A 15,224-nucleotide genomic window follows, 5' to 3' on the forward strand; every position below is an offset into this window, starting at 1 on the left:
GTTAATCACCCTTCAATCGGTCAGATATTGTTTAGCCTCCCCAATTTCAATGGTGAGGCGATGCCTGAAGTTATTTTATTATGCCGCAGTCGCATTCACTGCGCGTTTATCGCGGTTCAGCGCCTGAAGAGCCGATACATCAACAATCAGCGCCACGCTGCCGTCGCCTAAAATGGTAGCGGCAGAAATACCCGGTACTTTGCGATAGTTACTTTCAAGGTTCTTCACTACCACCTGATGCTGACCAATCAGTTGATCCACCAGCAATGCGTAACGGCGTCCCGCACTTTGCAGGATAACGACAATGGCCTGCGTGGCTTCAGTTTTGGCCTCAGTGACGTCAAAGACGTTATAAAGCTCGACCAGCGGCAGGTACTCGCCGCGTACCTGGAGCACCCGCTCACCACCGGCCAGTGGATGCAGATCTTCGGCCAGCGGTTGTAGCGACTCCATCACCGCATTCAGCGGCAGGATAAATACCTCGTCACCCACTTTGACCGACATACCATCGAGAATAGCCAGCGTCAGCGGAAGCAGGATGCGGATAGTGGTGCCTTTACCCTGTTGGGAGTGGATTTCAACGTGACCGCCCATCTCCTGAATATTTCGTTTAACCACGTCCATGCCAACACCGCGGCCGGAGACGTCAGTCACTTTTTCTGCCGTAGAGAAGCCCGGCGCGAAAATCAACATGCCGACCTCTTCGTCGCTAATGTTTTCGCTAAGATTCATTCCCTGCGATGCCGCTTTAGCGAGGATCCTCTCACGGTTCAGACCCGCACCGTCATCGGTCACTTCAATGCAGATATTGCCGCCCTGATGTTCCGCAGAGAGGGTCAGATTACCCGTCGGATTTTTCCCATTGGCAATACGTACGTCTGCGGTTTCGACACCGTGGTCTAGGCTGTTACGCACCAGGTGCGTTAACGGATCGATGATCCGCTCGATCAGGCTCTTATCGAGTTCGGTTGAGCTGCCGAGCAGGGTTAGCTCAATCTGCTTGTTGAGCTTGCTGGCGAGATCACGCACCAGCCGCGGGAAGCGGCTGAAGACGTACTCCATCGGCATCATACGAATCGACATCACCGATTCCTGCAAGTCGCGGGCGTTGCGCTCAAGCTGGCCCATGCTGTTTAGCAGGTCGCTGTGCGCTACCGGATCCAGCAGGTCTGAACGCTGAGCCAACATCGACTGAGTGATCACCAGTTCGCCGACCAGGTTGACCAACTGATCGACCTTCTCAACCGCTACACGAATACTGGTGGATTCAGGGGCCTTAGGTGCCTGGACCTTATGCTGTGCGACATCTGGCACGGCGGTCAGAACCGGCGCTTCGCGAGGTACAACCACCGCAACGTCGGCCACCGAGATAACGGCCACCGCTTTCGGTTCCTCATCCGGCACATCGTTGGCGGCACTGCAACTAAAGCTTATCTGTTCAGGTTCAATCACAAAGCACAATACGGCGCTGATATCATCTTCGCTGAGTGTAGTGATGAGCGTTACTTCGACGCTGGTCGCAGTTTGCAATGGATCCTCAACGTCGCCCAGATTGCCAAGCTCTTCGAGCATGAGCGGAATTTCCGCCTCTTTCAGCCCAGAGAGACAAATACGCATCCCGCCTTTGACAGTGGGTATTGCTGCGCCGATGGCCAATCCGCCAGACACCCCGTGGAGATCCGCTGCCGGCGTCCCCTGCTGCTGAACTTCCAGAGCGAGTTGGCGCAAAGCGGCGCAAATGTATTCAAAACTCTCGGCATCGGGAGTCCGGGTGGATTTATACGCGTCCAGTTGCTCCTGCATAATGTCTTTCGTTTCCAAAAACAGGTTGATGATGTCGGTGCTCAGGCTCATTTCTGCACGTCGTGCGCCATCGAGCAGGTTCTCAAGTAAATGCGTGGTCTCTTGCAGAACCGAGAACCCAAACGTAGCAGCCCCCCCCTTTATCGAGTGTGCCGCGCGGAATATCGCGTTAAGTTGCTCGATGTCAGGTGCCAGCGGATCGAGCAACAGCAGATGCTGTTCCATGTCCGCCAGTAGTTCATCTGCTTCATCAAAAAACGTTTGATAAAAATCACTAATATCCATGCTCACGTGATCACCTCTGCTGTGAATCGCGGCTTGCCGGTGAAGCCGGTTGCGCCGTGACGTCGGCGGCGGCAGGAATTGCCGTCGTCGGTCTGTCAGGCGGGGAAGAAACGACCGGTTTCACCGTCTCATTCTTGGGTTGTTGTTCTGTCGAAGGTAAAGACGTTGCCGGTATTGACGCGCCAGGCTCTGGCTCTTTAGACGTCAGGTGTGGTGTCAGTGCTGGCGACGTTTTGGCATTAGGTACTTCAGGTGCGGGCACTGCGTCATTACCCGGCATCATTTTTTTCAGTTGCCCGGCGTTGCTGATGTTAATCGCTTCGCCTTCACTGTTTTCGCGCTCAATCGCTTCTTCAGCATGTTTGTTAAGAACTAAAATGCTGATACGGCGGTTGATAGCATCTCCAGTCGGATGATTTTTCAACTGCATGGTTGATCCCAACCCCATTACACGCAGAACTTTTCCTTCGCTTAGTCCACCGGAAATCATTTCACGGCGTGAAGCATTAGCACGGTCAGCCGAGAGTTCCCAGTTGCTGTAGCCACGTTCTCCCATCGCATAGGGCATGTCATCGGTGTGGCCAGCCAAACTTATCTTGTTCGGAAAATCATCCAGAACCGGCGCAATTGCACGCAGGATATAGCGCATGTAAGGCTCTACCGTCGCGCTGCCGAGTTGGAACATCGGGCGATTCTGACTATCGATAATCTGGATGCGCAGCCCCTCTTCTGTCAGGTTGATCAGCAAATGGGGGCGCAAATCCTTCAGACGCGGGTCCGAGATAAGCATCTGCTCGAGTTTTTCCTGCAAGCGTTGCAAATCACCGGTTTCACGCATAGCGCCCTCAGACTGGGTCATTTTATGAACTTCACCCTCCTGCTGTGTCGGGTCATCGCCGCCGCCGGGGATTGGGCTCGTCGCGTCACTGCTACGCGGACCGTTAGTGATCGCCACCGCCAGAGGAGTACGGAAATACTCGGCAATCTGTACCAGTTCTTTTGGACTGGAGATCGAAATCAGCCACATCACCAGAAAAAATGCCATCATGGCCGTCATAAAGTCTGCATATGCAATCTTCCATGTGCCTCCATGGTGCCCACCGCCGTGCTTGCCCTTTTTCCTTCGCACTACAACGATGGGATGGCTCTGATGCTTCATACTTTCTCTTCTTCCGCTTGCTTGTTAGGCGATTTGGCCTGGCGAACATGTTCTTCCAACTCAACGAAGGATGGACGTTCTGCGGTATAAAGCGTCTTACGACCGAACTCCACCGCGATTTGCGGCGCGTACCCATTCAGGCTGGAGAGCAAAGTCACTTTGATGCACTGCATCATTTTGGTATTTTCGGCACATTTCTGTCGCAGCACCGACGCCAGAGGAGAAACAAAACCGTACGCCAGTAAAATACCGAGGAAAGTCCCGACCATCGCATGGGCAATCAATGCACCCAACTCAGCAGCAGGACGATCCGCCGCCGCCAGCGTATGAACGATCCCCATAACAGCGGCCACGATACCGAAAGCGGGTAATGAATCCCCGACCAGTGCCAGGCTATTCGCTGGCACCTCACTTTCCTGCTCGTAGGTTTCGATTTCTTCGTCCATCAGGGCTTCAATTTCGAATGCGTTCATGTTGCCGCTGACGATCAGGCGCAGATAGTCAGTTAAAAACTCGACTAAATGTTTATCGGCAAGAATCCGCGGATAATTAGCGAAAATATCGCTCTCCTGAGGATTATCGATATCATTTTCCAGTGACAGCATGCCTTGCTGGCGAGATTTGGCCAGCAAGCGATAAATCAGCGCCATCAAATCCATATATGTGGATTTGTTGTAACGGGAGCCACGGAACAATTTCGGCAGTGCGCGCATCGTCGATTTAATGGCTTTACCGTTGTTACCCACCAGAAATGCACCGACCCCGGCACCGGCAATAATCACCAGTTCTGCCGGTTGGTATAATGCGCCCATCTCGCCGCCGACCATCATGAAGCCGCCAAAGACTGAGCCAAGGACCACGATGTAACCTATTATCACTAGCACGATGATTCCTTAATTCGATATAGCTTTTGGGTATAAGACATGGTGAGGTTAGACGCGAGGTGTGATGTCTCAGCCGTCGTGAAGACGTCAGTAACAACGAGGGATGTTAGGGGATGAAGCAAAGAATGACGGTGCTGCCATTCTTTGCTTTCTTTTCACTTTTTGCTTTTCACAGCATATTTTCCTATGAAAAGTGTTGAAGCCCACATCATCTCAAACCGCGCGCTTGACCTGTTCGTCCAGCTCTTGAGATGTAATATCGGCAACTTGCGGGGAAAGTTTACGTCTTTTTACTGCACGGGATGGTGGTTGGCAAAGACTGCAGACAAAACCGTGACGAGGTTGATGCGCATGAGTAATAAATGAGCCGTCGCAGCTGTTGCAGGAAGAGAGTTGCAGCATGCCACTGTCGACAAAGCGCACCAGCGTCCAGGCTCGGGTGAGTGCCAAAATAGGCGCTTCACCGGGCTGTTCAGGGCATTGTTCCAGGTACAGACGATACGCCATAATGACAGCTTCGACGCCGTTACAGTGCCCGCTTCGCAAAAGAAAAGAGTAGGCGTTGTAGAACATCGATGAGTGAATGTTTTGTTCCCAGGTCATGAACCAGTCCGTCGAGAACGGCAACATCCCTTTCGGCGGCGGGCTGCCACGCAACTCTTTATAGAGTTTAATTAATCGACCACGACTTAGTTGTGTTTCACTTTCCAGCATCTGTAAGCGGGCACCCAGCGTGATCAGTTCCATCGCCAGCTGAATATCCCGGGCTTCCTGAACGATACTTTTTACCACCGGTTTAGCAGTGGCCTCTTTTGACGCTGAGGCTTTTGTCAGAGACATAGTTATGCCCTTTTCTTAGGAGCACTGCTGTCCCTGGATGAAAGACCTTTCAGTAAATGGCTTGATAACAAGATACCCGTATGAATTTGCTGCAAATCATCTACCCGTGATTCCTGCGTCAGACGTTGAATTGTTTTGCTGTCGTCAAAACGGAACTGGCACAACAACTGATTCGTTTCAGCCAGTTTTACCATTTGCGGTAAGGTCAAGTGACCTAATGCGTCAGCCATGACATCATCAATTCCCAGCCGGAACATCGCTGAGGCCTTTTCATCGTTAATTAAACGCTGTGCTAAGAGCAAATATGACAGGTTGATGTCATATATATGTTTAAGCAAGTCAGACATGCTTCTATACCCCATACCACCAGCTGTGAATTCAAAGCTGGTTGATAGATATAATCCGCGCCGCGGAAATCATTCCGGCATAACAGGGATTTTTACTATCAAAACAATTGGCCCATTGGACGATGGACTTCTTTTTTCAAAGAAATGTTCTGCGACGATAAACGGTTTTATCCCGCGGATGTCACTCACCGCCAATACAAAGTAGTTCCTGATGTAAATCAAATATAGTGCGATAATTTCACGTCTAACTAAATTTAATAATTATCAATTGAGTCGAGCTGGCAGGGTCCGTTGCTATGATTGCGTGTCGTTCTGTGAAACGCTTTTACATACATTTATTAGGATTATTCCTAGTGCTGCGCAAATGTAACCCCGAACCATCGTCACATACAATCTTAACGCTAACTCATTTTAACAAAAGTGTGATCCATATCACAAAAATAAAATTTACTTTCATCAAAAAGCAGCACTTAACCTAAATTACTCGCTCAAATTACAACCAAAAGTAAAAACACGTCTTAAAACAGCCCTATCAGGCCACTTTTTATCGCCATTATTAGATCATTTCCTACAAACGCCATTAAAAGCCAAATTGAAAGACACAAACACCAAGATGATGGGATAAATGCAGTCTTTAACACTATAAATTTAATATTTATAGATATTTTGTATAAAAACAGAAATTTCGCTTTAAATCCTCCTCTGGACGCATGTAGCGTGATTTGAGATAAAATGCGGCATGAATTCAGAATAAAAAGTGAAGAACTGGTGAGAAACGTGCAGCCTTTGCAAAGCATAAAGCCAAGGTATGTAACAGAAAATGTATGTATACGGAAACTTCTGCACTGAGAAAAATACAGAAGCATTGGTTATGTAACAGTTCAATTTGAAGAGTAATTTTTCTCTATATTCACTATCGGCATCCATGTACAAAACTTTAGGTATTGGGCTTATAAAAGTGATTTATGTTTCTCAATTAAAAAAAACAAGATTAATATTCATCATGTTGCTATCGATTCAATATAAGAAGTACGTTTGATGTGCAAAAAGGACTACTATATGTCGCAACCACAGTGAAAGAAGGTGTATTCCTTTATATTAGTCACAGTACGTTATAAATATATTTCATCAAGACGCCAGGTAAAATAGAACAGATATTGATCATTTTATGGAGAGATGAGCTGAGATATAAAGGAGGAAGGGTTTCTTACGTTTTTACTGATTGCTTTAAATAGCCTGCAAATTATATCTATATAAAACGGCAAAATTAATCAGCAAAACCCATCATCATTAAGGCTATTCGTTATGATGGGTTCTGCAATGATTGATCAACTGATAGGCATCAGTTCAGGATCAGGGTGCTGATACTCAAATCCCAGTTCTTTGCAAATGCGGTTGCCATCGATGAGTTTACCTCCCCCGTCGCCTTCAACAGATTCAGCAAAATGAGGTTCAGTTAAACCAAGCTGGCGGGCCAGTGCCGGGTAGAAATGCTGCTTCTGCGGATGTAACGGCGCGCAGAGGTTATAGGTATGTCCGCCTTTAGGCAGGCTCAGCAGCAGGATCATCGCGGCAATAACGTCATCCTGATGCACCAGATTGACACCATAGTGACCACCCTGCACATTGATTTTACCCGCCATAAAACGTCCCGGATGACGGTCAGAACCCACCAGACCCGCCAGCCGCAGCACATCAACAGAGGTATTCGGCAGCCGGTGGAACCAGTTCTCCAACTCTTCGAGGACCTTTCCGCTGGGGGTCACAGGACGTAGCAAGGAATCTTCACGCATCGTCCCACTGCCGTCGCCATAAATGGAGGTTGAGCTGGTAAAGATGATGCGCCTGACATTATGCGCCAGCGCGCTATCCACCAACTGCTGTACTGCCTGGAAATAAAGTTCGCTCCCTTCTACTGTTCGGCGAGCCGGCAAGGTGATAATCAGCGCGTCGACATTTAACAATGTATCGAGATCTGCAGCCTCGCACTGCATTTCCGGCAGAAAGACTAGCGGATAGCAGTCAATGCCGCACATCCGTGCGGCTTCTACACCGTCAGGCGTGGTTTTGCTGCCAACCACCTGATAGCCTTTGGCGTTCAGTGCCATTGCCAGTGGCATACCCAGCCAGCCCAGCCCAACTATTGCGACTTTTTTCATACTCAACTCCATCCTTTGCTTGTCATGCGTTCCTGCATGATCAATGCCGAATTGTTTTTAGTTTAGCAAATTAGCGCCACGAGGACGTTCAGAGAACGTCCTAACACGTCAGGTTTTTTACACAAGTGTTAGCGACTTTGTCTGGCAGCGGCAGTATTCATATCATTGATGAAACTCGCACCCTTTATAAGAAAAATTTATCCCCGGAAAAAAAGGTTGCACTGCGGCTATCGGATAGTTTAGTTTTACCGGCATAAGTTTCGCTATCTGGCGTATTCACTTCAAGAGAAACAAACATGAACAACATTCTGATCAACCACCATCATCACCATTACCCTGACTAGTCTTGCAGGCGATTGGTGCTGGGAGACTGTTTAGATCTTCCAGTGGCGCAGAATGTAGAGAGAGCCCCCGGAAGATATCTTCCGGGGGTTTTTTTTTACCTGCAATTTGAAGTCCGAATGACTTATATAATTACGCAAATATTTAACCATTACAGCTAACAAACATAAGAAAGGTCGAGGTCATCATGTTAGATAAATCACGTTTACGTATAGCAATGCAGAAGTCAGGTCGCCTTAGTGATGAGTCACGCGAACTGCTGGCACGCTGCGGGATCAAAATCAATTTGCAGGAGCAACGCCTGATCGCCTTCGCAGAAAACATGCCTATCGATATTTTGCGCGTGCGTGATGACGATATCCCCGGTTTGGTGATGGACGGCGTTGTTGATTTAGGCATCATCGGCGAGAACGTGCTGGAAGAAGAGTTGCTCAATCGCCGGGCGCAAGGCGAAGACCCGCGTTATTTCACGCTGCGCCGCCTGGATTTCGGTGGCTGCCGCCTGTCGCTGGCGACTCCACTGGACTGCGAATATACCGGTCCGCAAAGCCTGCAAAAAGCCCGCATCGCCACTTCCTATCCACATATCCTCAAGCAGTATCTGGACAAACAGGGCGTTGAGTTCAAATCGTGTTTGCTCAACGGCTCTGTTGAAGTGGCCCCGCGTGCCGGTCTGTCAGATGCCATTTGCGATCTGGTTTCCACGGGTGCAACCCTTGAGGCTAATGGTCTGCGCGAAGTAGAAGTGATTTACCGCTCGAAGGCCTGCCTTATCCAGCGTGACGGCGAAATGCCGCAGGAAAAACAGCTGCTGATTGACCGTCTGATGACCCGTATTCAGGGCGTGATTCAGGCTCGTGAATCAAAGTACATTATGTTGCACGCGCCGAGTGAACGTCTGGATGAAATCATTGCCCTGCTGCCAGGCGCTGAGCGCCCTACTATTCTGCCTCTCGCAGGCGATCAACAACGCGTTGCGATGCACATGGTCAGCAGTGAAACGCTGTTCTGGGAAACCATGGAAAAACTGAAAGCGCTGGGTGCCAGTTCGATTCTGGTCCTGCCAATCGAAAAAATGATGGAGTAAGGCCATGCAGCCAAACGCGTTTACCACCCCGATTGACTGGCAGCAATGTGACGAACAGCAACGTCGCGAGCTGCTGACCCGCCCGGCGATCTCGGCCTCGGACCGCATCACCGAGTCGGTTACTGAGATCCTGCGCCGCGTGCGCACCGAAGGCGACACTGCTTTACGTGAGTTCTGTGCAACCTTTGATAAGACTGACGTAGGCGATATTCGCGTTACGGCGCAGCAGATTGAAGCGGCATCCGCGCGTTTAGGCGATGACGTAAAACAAGCGATGGCGCACGCCGTTCGCAATATTACGACCTTCCACGAAGCGCAGAAGCTGGCGGTGGTGGATATTGAAACGCAGCCGGGTGTACGCTGCCAGCAACTGACCCGTCCCATTCAGTCGGTTGGGCTGTATATTCCGGGCGGTTCTGCACCGCTGGTTTCTACCGTATTGATGCTGGCAACACCGGCGCACATCGCCGGTTGTCAGCGCGTCACGTTATGTTCACCACCGCCGATTGCCGATGAAATTCTGTATGCCGCTAAACTGTGCGGCGTGACGGAGGTCTATCAGTTGGGAGGCGCGCAGGCCATTGCCGCGCTGGCTTTCGGCACCCAAAGCGTACCGAAAGTGGCAAAAATCTTCGGGCCGGGGAATGCCTATGTCACCGAAGCTAAACGTCAGGTGAGCCAGAGCCTCAATGGTGCGGCCATCGACATGCCAGCTGGCCCGTCTGAAGTACTGGTGATCGCAGACAGGGGTGCAACGCCGGACTTTGTGGCCTCTGATCTGCTGTCACAAGCCGAGCATGGCCCAGACTCACAGGTGATTTTGCTGACCCCCAGTATGGAAATGGCCGTCGCCGTCGCTGAAGCCGTTGAACGCCAACTGGCGCAGTTATCCCGCAAAGAGATTGCCCGGCAGGCGCTGGAAAGCAGCCGCCTGATCGTTGCCAAAGATTTGGCGCAGTGTCTTGAAATCAGTAACGCTTATGGCCCTGAACATTTGATCCTGCAAACCCGTGAACCGGAAGCGCTGGTCGACAGCATCACCAGCGCCGGGTCAGTGTTTCTTGGCGACTGGTCACCGGAATCCGCCGGGGATTACGCCTCAGGCACCAATCACGTCTTACCGACCTACGGTTACACGGCAACCTGCTCCAGCCTCGGGCTGGCGGATTTCCAGAAACGAATGACCGTACAGCAACTCACCCCGCAAGGGTTACTCGGTCTGGCTACGACGATTGAAACGCTGGCACAGGCTGAGCAGCTAACCGCACACAAAAATGCCGTGACGTTGCGTGTTAACGTACTGAAGGAGCAAGGATTATGAGCAACGAAAAAAATCTGAGCATTCAGTCGCTGGCGCGTAAGAACGTGCGCGAGCTGACACCTTATCAGTCGGCCCGTCGCCTGGGTGGCAATGGTGATGTATGGCTGAACGCTAACGAGTATCCGATCGCACCGCAGTTTGAACTGACCGCCCAGACCTTCAACCGTTACCCGGAATGTCAGCCGGTGCTGGTGATTGAACGTTACGCGGCCTACGCCGGGTTAGAGAAAGATCAGGTACTCGTCAGCCGTGGCGCAGATGAAGGGATCGAGCTGTTGATCCGCGCTTTCTGCGAGCCAGGAAAAGACGCCATCCTTTATTGTCCACCGACTTACGGTATGTACAGCGTCAGCGCGGAAACCATCGGCGTCGAAGGCCGTACAGTTCAGGCTAAAGAGGACTGGTCGCTGGATTTACCGGCCATTGAAGCTGCGCTGGATGGCGTCAAACTGGTCTATGTTTGTAGCCCGAACAACCCGACCGGTAATCTGATTGATCCTGACGACCTGCGTGCGGTACTCGAGTTGACCCGGGGCCGCGCCATTGTCGCCATTGATGAAGCTTATATTGAGTTCTGCCCGCAGGCCTCGGTGACAAGCTGGCTAAAAGAGTATCCACACCTTGCGGTTTTGCGCACGCTGTCAAAAGCCTTCGCGCTGGCCGGTTTGCGCTGCGGCTTCACCTTAGCCAACAGCGAACTGATTGCCTTATTAATGAAAGTGATCGCACCTTACCCGCTTTCCACGCCGGTTGCCGACATTGCCGCACAGGCGTTAAGTAACGAAGGTCTGGCCGTGATGCGTGCTCGAGTGGCAGAGATTGTTGAAACACGCTCATGGCTGACACAGCAACTAAAACGCTGCGACTGCGTGGAACAGGTATTCACCAGCGAAACCAATTACCTGCTTGTTCGCTTTACCGCTTCAAGTCAGGTATTTAAAACCCTCTGGGATCAGGGCATTATCTTACGTGACCAGAACAAACAACCGGGGCTTTCCGGCTGTCTGCGCATTACCGTTGGCACGCGCAAAGAGTGCCAACGGGTGATCGACGCACTGCAACCGCTGCCCGGGATAAGTCAGCCCGCCGCCACCATGAATAATGAAACAGCCCCAAGCAAGGAGCCGATGTGAGCCTGAGCCCGTTAGTACAAAAGATCTTATTCATCGACCGCGACGGTACGTTGATTAGTGAACCGCCTGAAGATTTTCAGGTAGACCGTCTGGATAAACTGGCATTCGAGCCGGGCGTGATCCCCGCACTGCTGGCGTTACAAGTTGCCGGTTTCAAATTGGTGATGATCACTAATCAGGACGGCCTGGGCACCGCCAGTTTCCCGCAGGAGACTTTCGATCCGCCGCACAATCTGATGATGCAGATCCTTAGCTCACAGGGGGTGATATTTGACGAAGTGCTGATCTGCCCTCACCTGCCGGCAGACCACTGTCGCTGCCGCAAACCAAAAACCGAACTGGTAAAAGGTTATCTGGAAAGCGGCCTGATGGATGTCGCTAACAGCTATGTGATTGGCGACCGCGACACCGATATTCAACTGGCGGCCAATATGGGCATCGTCGGTTTGCGTTACCAGCGCGGTATGCTGAACTGGGCTGCCATTGCCGCGCAGCTGACTTTGCGCGATCGTTATGCGCACATTAATCGCGTGACCCGTGAAACGTCCATCGAGGTGGACGTCTGGCTGGACCGCGAAGGTGAAAGCAAAATCCGCACCGGCGTCGGCTTCTTTGACCATATGCTAGATCAGATTGCCACCCACGGTGGATTCCGCATGAATATCGAGGTCAAAGGCGATCTCTATATTGACGACCACCACACCGTGGAAGATACCGGGCTGGCGCTGGGCGAGGCCCTAAATAAGGCGTTGGGTGACAAACGTGGGATCGGCCGTTTCGGCTTTGTACTGCCGATGGACGAATGTCTGGCGCGCTGCGCGCTGGATATTTCCGGTCGTCCGCACCTCGAGTATAAAGCCGAGTTTAACTATCAGCGTGTGGGCGATTTGAGCACGGAGATGGTCGAGCACTTCTTCCGTTCTCTCTCTTACGCAATGGGCTGTACGCTGCACTTACGAACCAAAGGTAAGAACGATCATCACCGTGTTGAAAGTCTGTTCAAAGCCTTTGGCCGCACCTTGCGCCAGGCTATCCGTGTCGACGGCAACACGCTGCCGAGTTCGAAAGGAGTGCTGTGATGAGCGTCGTCATTCTTGATACCGGCTGTGCCAATCTCTCGTCGGTAAAGTATGCGGTACAACGTTTAGGTTATGAGCCCAAGGTGAGCCGCGACCCGGAAGTGGTGCTGCGAGCTGACAAACTGTTTTTACCGGGCGTGGGAACCGCGCGCGCCGCCATGGAGCAGCTAGAGCAACGTGAACTGATTGAGCTGATCAAGGCCTGTACTCAACCAGTGCTGGGCATTTGCCTGGGGATGCAATTGTTGGGTTCCGGTAGCGACGAGAATGGCGGCATCAAAACGCTGGGGATTATCGACCAGCCGGTGCAACGTATGCAGGATCGCGGATTGCCGTTGCCGCACATGGGCTGGAATCAGGTGATCGCCAATGCGGACAGCCACCTGTTCCGCGGTATTGATGAGAACGCTTATTTCTATTTCGTCCACGGATATGCGATGCCAATATGCGAAAACACCTTGGCTCAAACGCTGTACGGCGAGCCGTTCACCGCCGCCGTGGCAAAAGACAACTTCTTCGGCGTGCAGTTTCATCCGGAGCGTTCCGGTGCCGCGGGTGCACGACTGTTGCAAAATTTTCTGGAGATGTGAGCACCATGATTATTCCCGCTTTGGATTTGATCGACGGTAGCGTGGTGCGTTTGCATCAGGGTGATTATGGCCAGCAGCGCGATTATGGTAGCGACCCGCTGCCTCGCTTGCAGGATTATCAACGCCAGGGCGCAGAAGTTTTGCATCTGGTCGATTTGACCGGTGCTAAAGATCCCGCCGCGCGCCAGATCCCTTTACTGAAAAAACTGCTGGCGGGCGTCACGGTACCCGTGCAAGTCGGTGGCGGTATTCGCCATGAACAAGATGTAGAAGCTCTATTATCGGCTGGCGCAACCCGCGTTGTTGTGGGTTCAACGGCGGTAAAAGACCCTGAGCTGGTGCAAGCCTGGTTCAGCCGTTTTGGCGCCGATGCACTGGTACTGGCATTGGATGTGCGTATTGACGCCAACGGCGCTAAAAATGTTGCCATCAGCGGTTGGCAGGAAAACTCCAACGCCACGCTGGAACAGGTGGTCGAGCAATATCTGCCCTTTGGCCTGAAACATGTACTTTGCACCGATATCTCCCGCGATGGCACGCTGGCCGGTTCCAACGTTGAGCTGTACCGCGAAGTCACCACGCGTTATCCGCAGGTCGCCTTTCAGGCTTCCGGCGGTATTGGCTCTCTGGATGATATCGCTCAATTACGTGACAGCGGCGTGGAAGGCGTGATTGTCGGGCGTGCATTGCTCGACGGTAAATTTAGCGTGACGGAGGCAATTTCATGCTGGCAAAACGGATAATTCCCTGTCTGGACGTCAAAAACGGCCAGGTAGTAAAAGGCGTACAGTTTCGCAATCACGAGATCATCGGTGACATTGTGCCACTGGCAAAACGCTACGCCGAAGAAGGCGCAGATGAACTGGTATTTTACGACATTACTGCCTCTTCTGATGGGCGCGTGGTGGATAAAAGTTGGGTGTCGCGAGTGGCGGAAGTGATCGACATTCCGTTCTGTGTGGCGGGTGGCATTAAGAGTGCAGAAGACGCGGCGCAGATCCTGCAGTTTGGCGCAGATAAAATTTCCATCAACTCGCCTGCACTGGCAGACCCAACGTTGATAAGCCGTCTGGCTGATCGTTTCGGTGTACAGTGCATCGTTGTGGGCATCGATACCTGGCATGATGCAGAGTCAGGCAGTTATCAGGTTCACCAGTTTACCGGTGATGAAGCGCGTACCAAGGTTACCACCTGGCAGACACTGGACTGGGTAAAGGAAGTACAGGAACGTGGCGCAGGTGAAATTGTACTGAATATGATGAACCAGGATGGCGTGCGTAACGGTTATGACTTGCAGCAACTGAAGCTGATGCGCGACGTGTGCCGCGTGCCGCTGATTGCTTCGGGCGGTGCGGGAACACCCCAGCACTTCCTCGACGCTTTCCAACAGGCGAATGTTGATGGCGCTCTGGCGGCATCAGTGTTCCATAAACAAATTATCAATATCGGCGAGCTGAAAAGCTTCCTGGCAGAAAATGGCGTGGAGATCCGCTTGTGAGTAACGAATTTGTAAATAATGGTCGTTTAAGCGAACAACAGATTAGCCTGCTCGACTGGGAAAAAGTCGATAATCTGATGCCGGTGGTTGTACAGCATGCGGTGTCTGGTGAAGTGTTGATGATGGGGTATATGAACCAGGATGCCCTGAGTGTGACGCAAGACTCCGGCAAAGTGACATTTTATTCGCGGACGAAACAACGCCTTTGGACCAAAGGTGAAAGCTCAGGTCATTTCCTCAATCTGGTCAGTATCTATCCGGATTGCGATAATGATACCCTGCTGGCGCTGGTGAATCCGATCGGCCCGACCTGCCATCAAGGCACCAACAGCTGCTTCCACCCTGCCGCCACCGACTGGGGATTCCTGTTCCAACTCGAAGAATTGCTGGCATCACGTAAAAATGCTGACCCTGAAAGTTCTTACACCGCCAAACTCTATGCCAGTGGCACCAAACGTATAGCGCAGAAAGTGGGTGAAGAAGGCGTGGAAACCGCACTGGCGGCTACGGTCAACGACCGTTTCGAGCTGACCAATGAGGCCTCAGATTTGATGTATCACCTGCTGGTGTTATTGCAGGATCAGGATTTGAACTTTAGTACCGTGATTGAGAATTTGCGTCAACGGCATAAGAAGTGATTTTTAGCTGATTCAAATAGCAAAAAGGCCGGTTTATTTACTAAACCGGCCTTTTTTAT

The 15,224-nt window shown here is 51.5% G+C and carries 14 protein-coding genes and 1 other annotated feature; of the genes, 8 read left to right on the forward strand and 6 right to left on the reverse strand.

What is annotated here, in order from left to right; genetic code table 11:
• Positions 1-78 precede the first annotated feature (78 nt).
• The 6 genes from cheA to ACMV8I_RS06600 all read right to left on the reverse strand — a co-directional run bounded on the left by cheA (position 79) and on the right by ACMV8I_RS06600 (position 7,477).
• On the reverse strand, positions 79-2,088 hold the full coding sequence (cheA, locus tag ACMV8I_RS06575; protein WP_498864743.1) for a chemotaxis protein CheA: 2,010 nt from the start codon (positions 2,086-2,088) through the stop codon (positions 79-81).
• A 10-nt stretch (positions 2,089-2,098) separates the two neighbouring features.
• On the reverse strand, positions 2,099-3,247 hold the full coding sequence (gene motB / locus ACMV8I_RS06580) for a flagellar motor protein MotB (RefSeq protein WP_498864369.1): 1,149 nt from the start codon (positions 3,245-3,247) through the stop codon (positions 2,099-2,101).
• Positions 3,244-4,131, reverse strand: a complete 888-nt coding sequence (gene motA, locus ACMV8I_RS06585; RefSeq protein ID WP_498864370.1) for a flagellar motor stator protein MotA — start codon at positions 4,129-4,131, stop codon at positions 3,244-3,246. Before motA ends, motB begins: the two co-directional genes overlap by 4 nt.
• Before the next feature lie 213 nt (positions 4,132-4,344).
• The gene (gene flhC, locus ACMV8I_RS06590) at positions 4,345-4,971 is read right to left on the reverse strand and encodes a flagellar transcriptional regulator FlhC (RefSeq protein ID WP_498864371.1); all 627 of its coding nucleotides are present in this window, start codon (positions 4,969-4,971) and stop codon (positions 4,345-4,347) included.
• 2 nt (positions 4,972-4,973) lie between these two features.
• Positions 4,974-5,333, reverse strand: a complete 360-nt coding sequence (gene flhD, locus ACMV8I_RS06595; RefSeq protein ID WP_498864372.1) for a flagellar transcriptional regulator FlhD — start codon at positions 5,331-5,333, stop codon at positions 4,974-4,976.
• Between the two features lie 1,313 nt (positions 5,334-6,646).
• Positions 6,647-7,477, reverse strand: coding sequence for an SDR family oxidoreductase (locus ACMV8I_RS06600; RefSeq protein WP_498864373.1), 831 nt, complete (start codon positions 7,475-7,477; stop codon positions 6,647-6,649).
• Positions 7,478-7,796: 319 nt separating this feature from the next.
• Positions 7,797-7,918 (forward strand) — a sequence feature (His leader region).
• 88 nt (positions 7,919-8,006) lie between these two features.
• Here ACMV8I_RS06600 and hisG point away from each other — a divergent pair.
• From hisG to hisIE, 8 genes are read left to right on the forward strand one after another with little or no spacing between them, the layout of a single operon-like run.
• On the forward strand, positions 8,007-8,906 hold the full coding sequence (hisG, locus tag ACMV8I_RS06605) for an ATP phosphoribosyltransferase (RefSeq protein WP_498864374.1): 900 nt from the start codon (positions 8,007-8,009) through the stop codon (positions 8,904-8,906).
• 4 nt (positions 8,907-8,910) lie between these two features.
• Positions 8,911-10,227, forward strand: coding sequence for a histidinol dehydrogenase (hisD, locus tag ACMV8I_RS06610; protein WP_498864375.1), 1,317 nt, complete (start codon positions 8,911-8,913; stop codon positions 10,225-10,227).
• Positions 10,224-11,360 carry a histidinol-phosphate transaminase gene (hisC, locus tag ACMV8I_RS06615; RefSeq protein WP_498864376.1) on the forward strand — a complete coding sequence of 379 codons (1,137 nt, stop codon included), beginning with the start codon at positions 10,224-10,226 and terminating at the stop codon, positions 11,358-11,360. Before hisD ends, hisC begins: the two co-directional genes overlap by 4 nt.
• Positions 11,357-12,439 (forward strand): bifunctional histidinol-phosphatase/imidazoleglycerol-phosphate dehydratase HisB, encoded by a 1,083-nt coding sequence (gene hisB / locus ACMV8I_RS06620; protein ID WP_498864377.1) that lies wholly within the window; start codon positions 11,357-11,359, stop codon positions 12,437-12,439. Before hisC ends, hisB begins: the two co-directional genes overlap by 4 nt.
• A complete protein-coding gene (gene hisH / locus ACMV8I_RS06625) occupies positions 12,439-13,029 on the forward strand; it encodes an imidazole glycerol phosphate synthase subunit HisH (RefSeq protein WP_498864378.1) in 591 nt (196 codons plus the stop codon). Before hisB ends, hisH begins: the two co-directional genes overlap by 1 nt.
• A gap of 5 nt (positions 13,030-13,034) precedes the next feature.
• Positions 13,035-13,772, forward strand: coding sequence for a 1-(5-phosphoribosyl)-5-[(5-phosphoribosylamino)methylideneamino]imidazole-4-carboxamide isomerase (gene hisA / locus ACMV8I_RS06630; RefSeq protein ID WP_498864379.1), 738 nt, complete (start codon positions 13,035-13,037; stop codon positions 13,770-13,772).
• A complete protein-coding gene (gene hisF / locus ACMV8I_RS06635; protein WP_498864380.1) occupies positions 13,754-14,527 on the forward strand; it encodes an imidazole glycerol phosphate synthase subunit HisF in 774 nt (257 codons plus the stop codon). The genes hisA and hisF overlap by 19 nt, the downstream gene beginning before the upstream one ends.
• Positions 14,524-15,165 carry a bifunctional phosphoribosyl-AMP cyclohydrolase/phosphoribosyl-ATP diphosphatase HisIE gene (hisIE, locus tag ACMV8I_RS06640; RefSeq protein ID WP_498864381.1) on the forward strand — a complete coding sequence of 214 codons (642 nt, stop codon included), beginning with the start codon at positions 14,524-14,526 and terminating at the stop codon, positions 15,163-15,165. Before hisF ends, hisIE begins: the two co-directional genes overlap by 4 nt.
• Positions 15,166-15,224 lie beyond the last annotated feature (59 nt).

Source organism: Ewingella sp. S1.OA.A_B6, assembly GCF_049889095.1.
Classification (GTDB): domain Bacteria; phylum Pseudomonadota; class Gammaproteobacteria; order Enterobacterales; family Enterobacteriaceae; genus Ewingella.

Coding starts and splice junctions, on each gene's coding strand:
- hisG (WP_498864374.1), top strand. CDS start 8,007: ATGTTAGATAAATCACGTTTACGTATAGCAATGCAGAAGTCAGGTCGC.
- hisC (WP_498864376.1), top strand. CDS start 10,224: ATGAGCAACGAAAAAAATCTGAGCATTCAGTCGCTGGCGCGTAAGAAC.
- hisF (WP_498864380.1), top strand. CDS start 13,754: ATGCTGGCAAAACGGATAATTCCCTGTCTGGACGTCAAAAACGGCCAG.
- hisA (WP_498864379.1), top strand. CDS start 13,035: ATGATTATTCCCGCTTTGGATTTGATCGACGGTAGCGTGGTGCGTTTG.
- hisD (WP_498864375.1), top strand. CDS start 8,911: ATGCAGCCAAACGCGTTTACCACCCCGATTGACTGGCAGCAATGTGAC.
- flhC (WP_498864371.1), bottom strand. CDS start 4,971: ATGTCTCTGACAAAAGCCTCAGCGTCAAAAGAGGCCACTGCTAAACCG.
- hisH (WP_498864378.1), top strand. CDS start 12,439: ATGAGCGTCGTCATTCTTGATACCGGCTGTGCCAATCTCTCGTCGGTA.
- flhD (WP_498864372.1), bottom strand. CDS start 5,333: ATGGGGTATAGAAGCATGTCTGACTTGCTTAAACATATATATGACATC.
- cheA (WP_498864743.1), bottom strand. CDS start 2,088: ATGGATATTAGTGATTTTTATCAAACGTTTTTTGATGAAGCAGATGAA.
- ACMV8I_RS06600 (WP_498864373.1), bottom strand. CDS start 7,477: ATGAAAAAAGTCGCAATAGTTGGGCTGGGCTGGCTGGGTATGCCACTG.
- motB (WP_498864369.1), bottom strand. CDS start 3,247: ATGAAGCATCAGAGCCATCCCATCGTTGTAGTGCGAAGGAAAAAGGGC.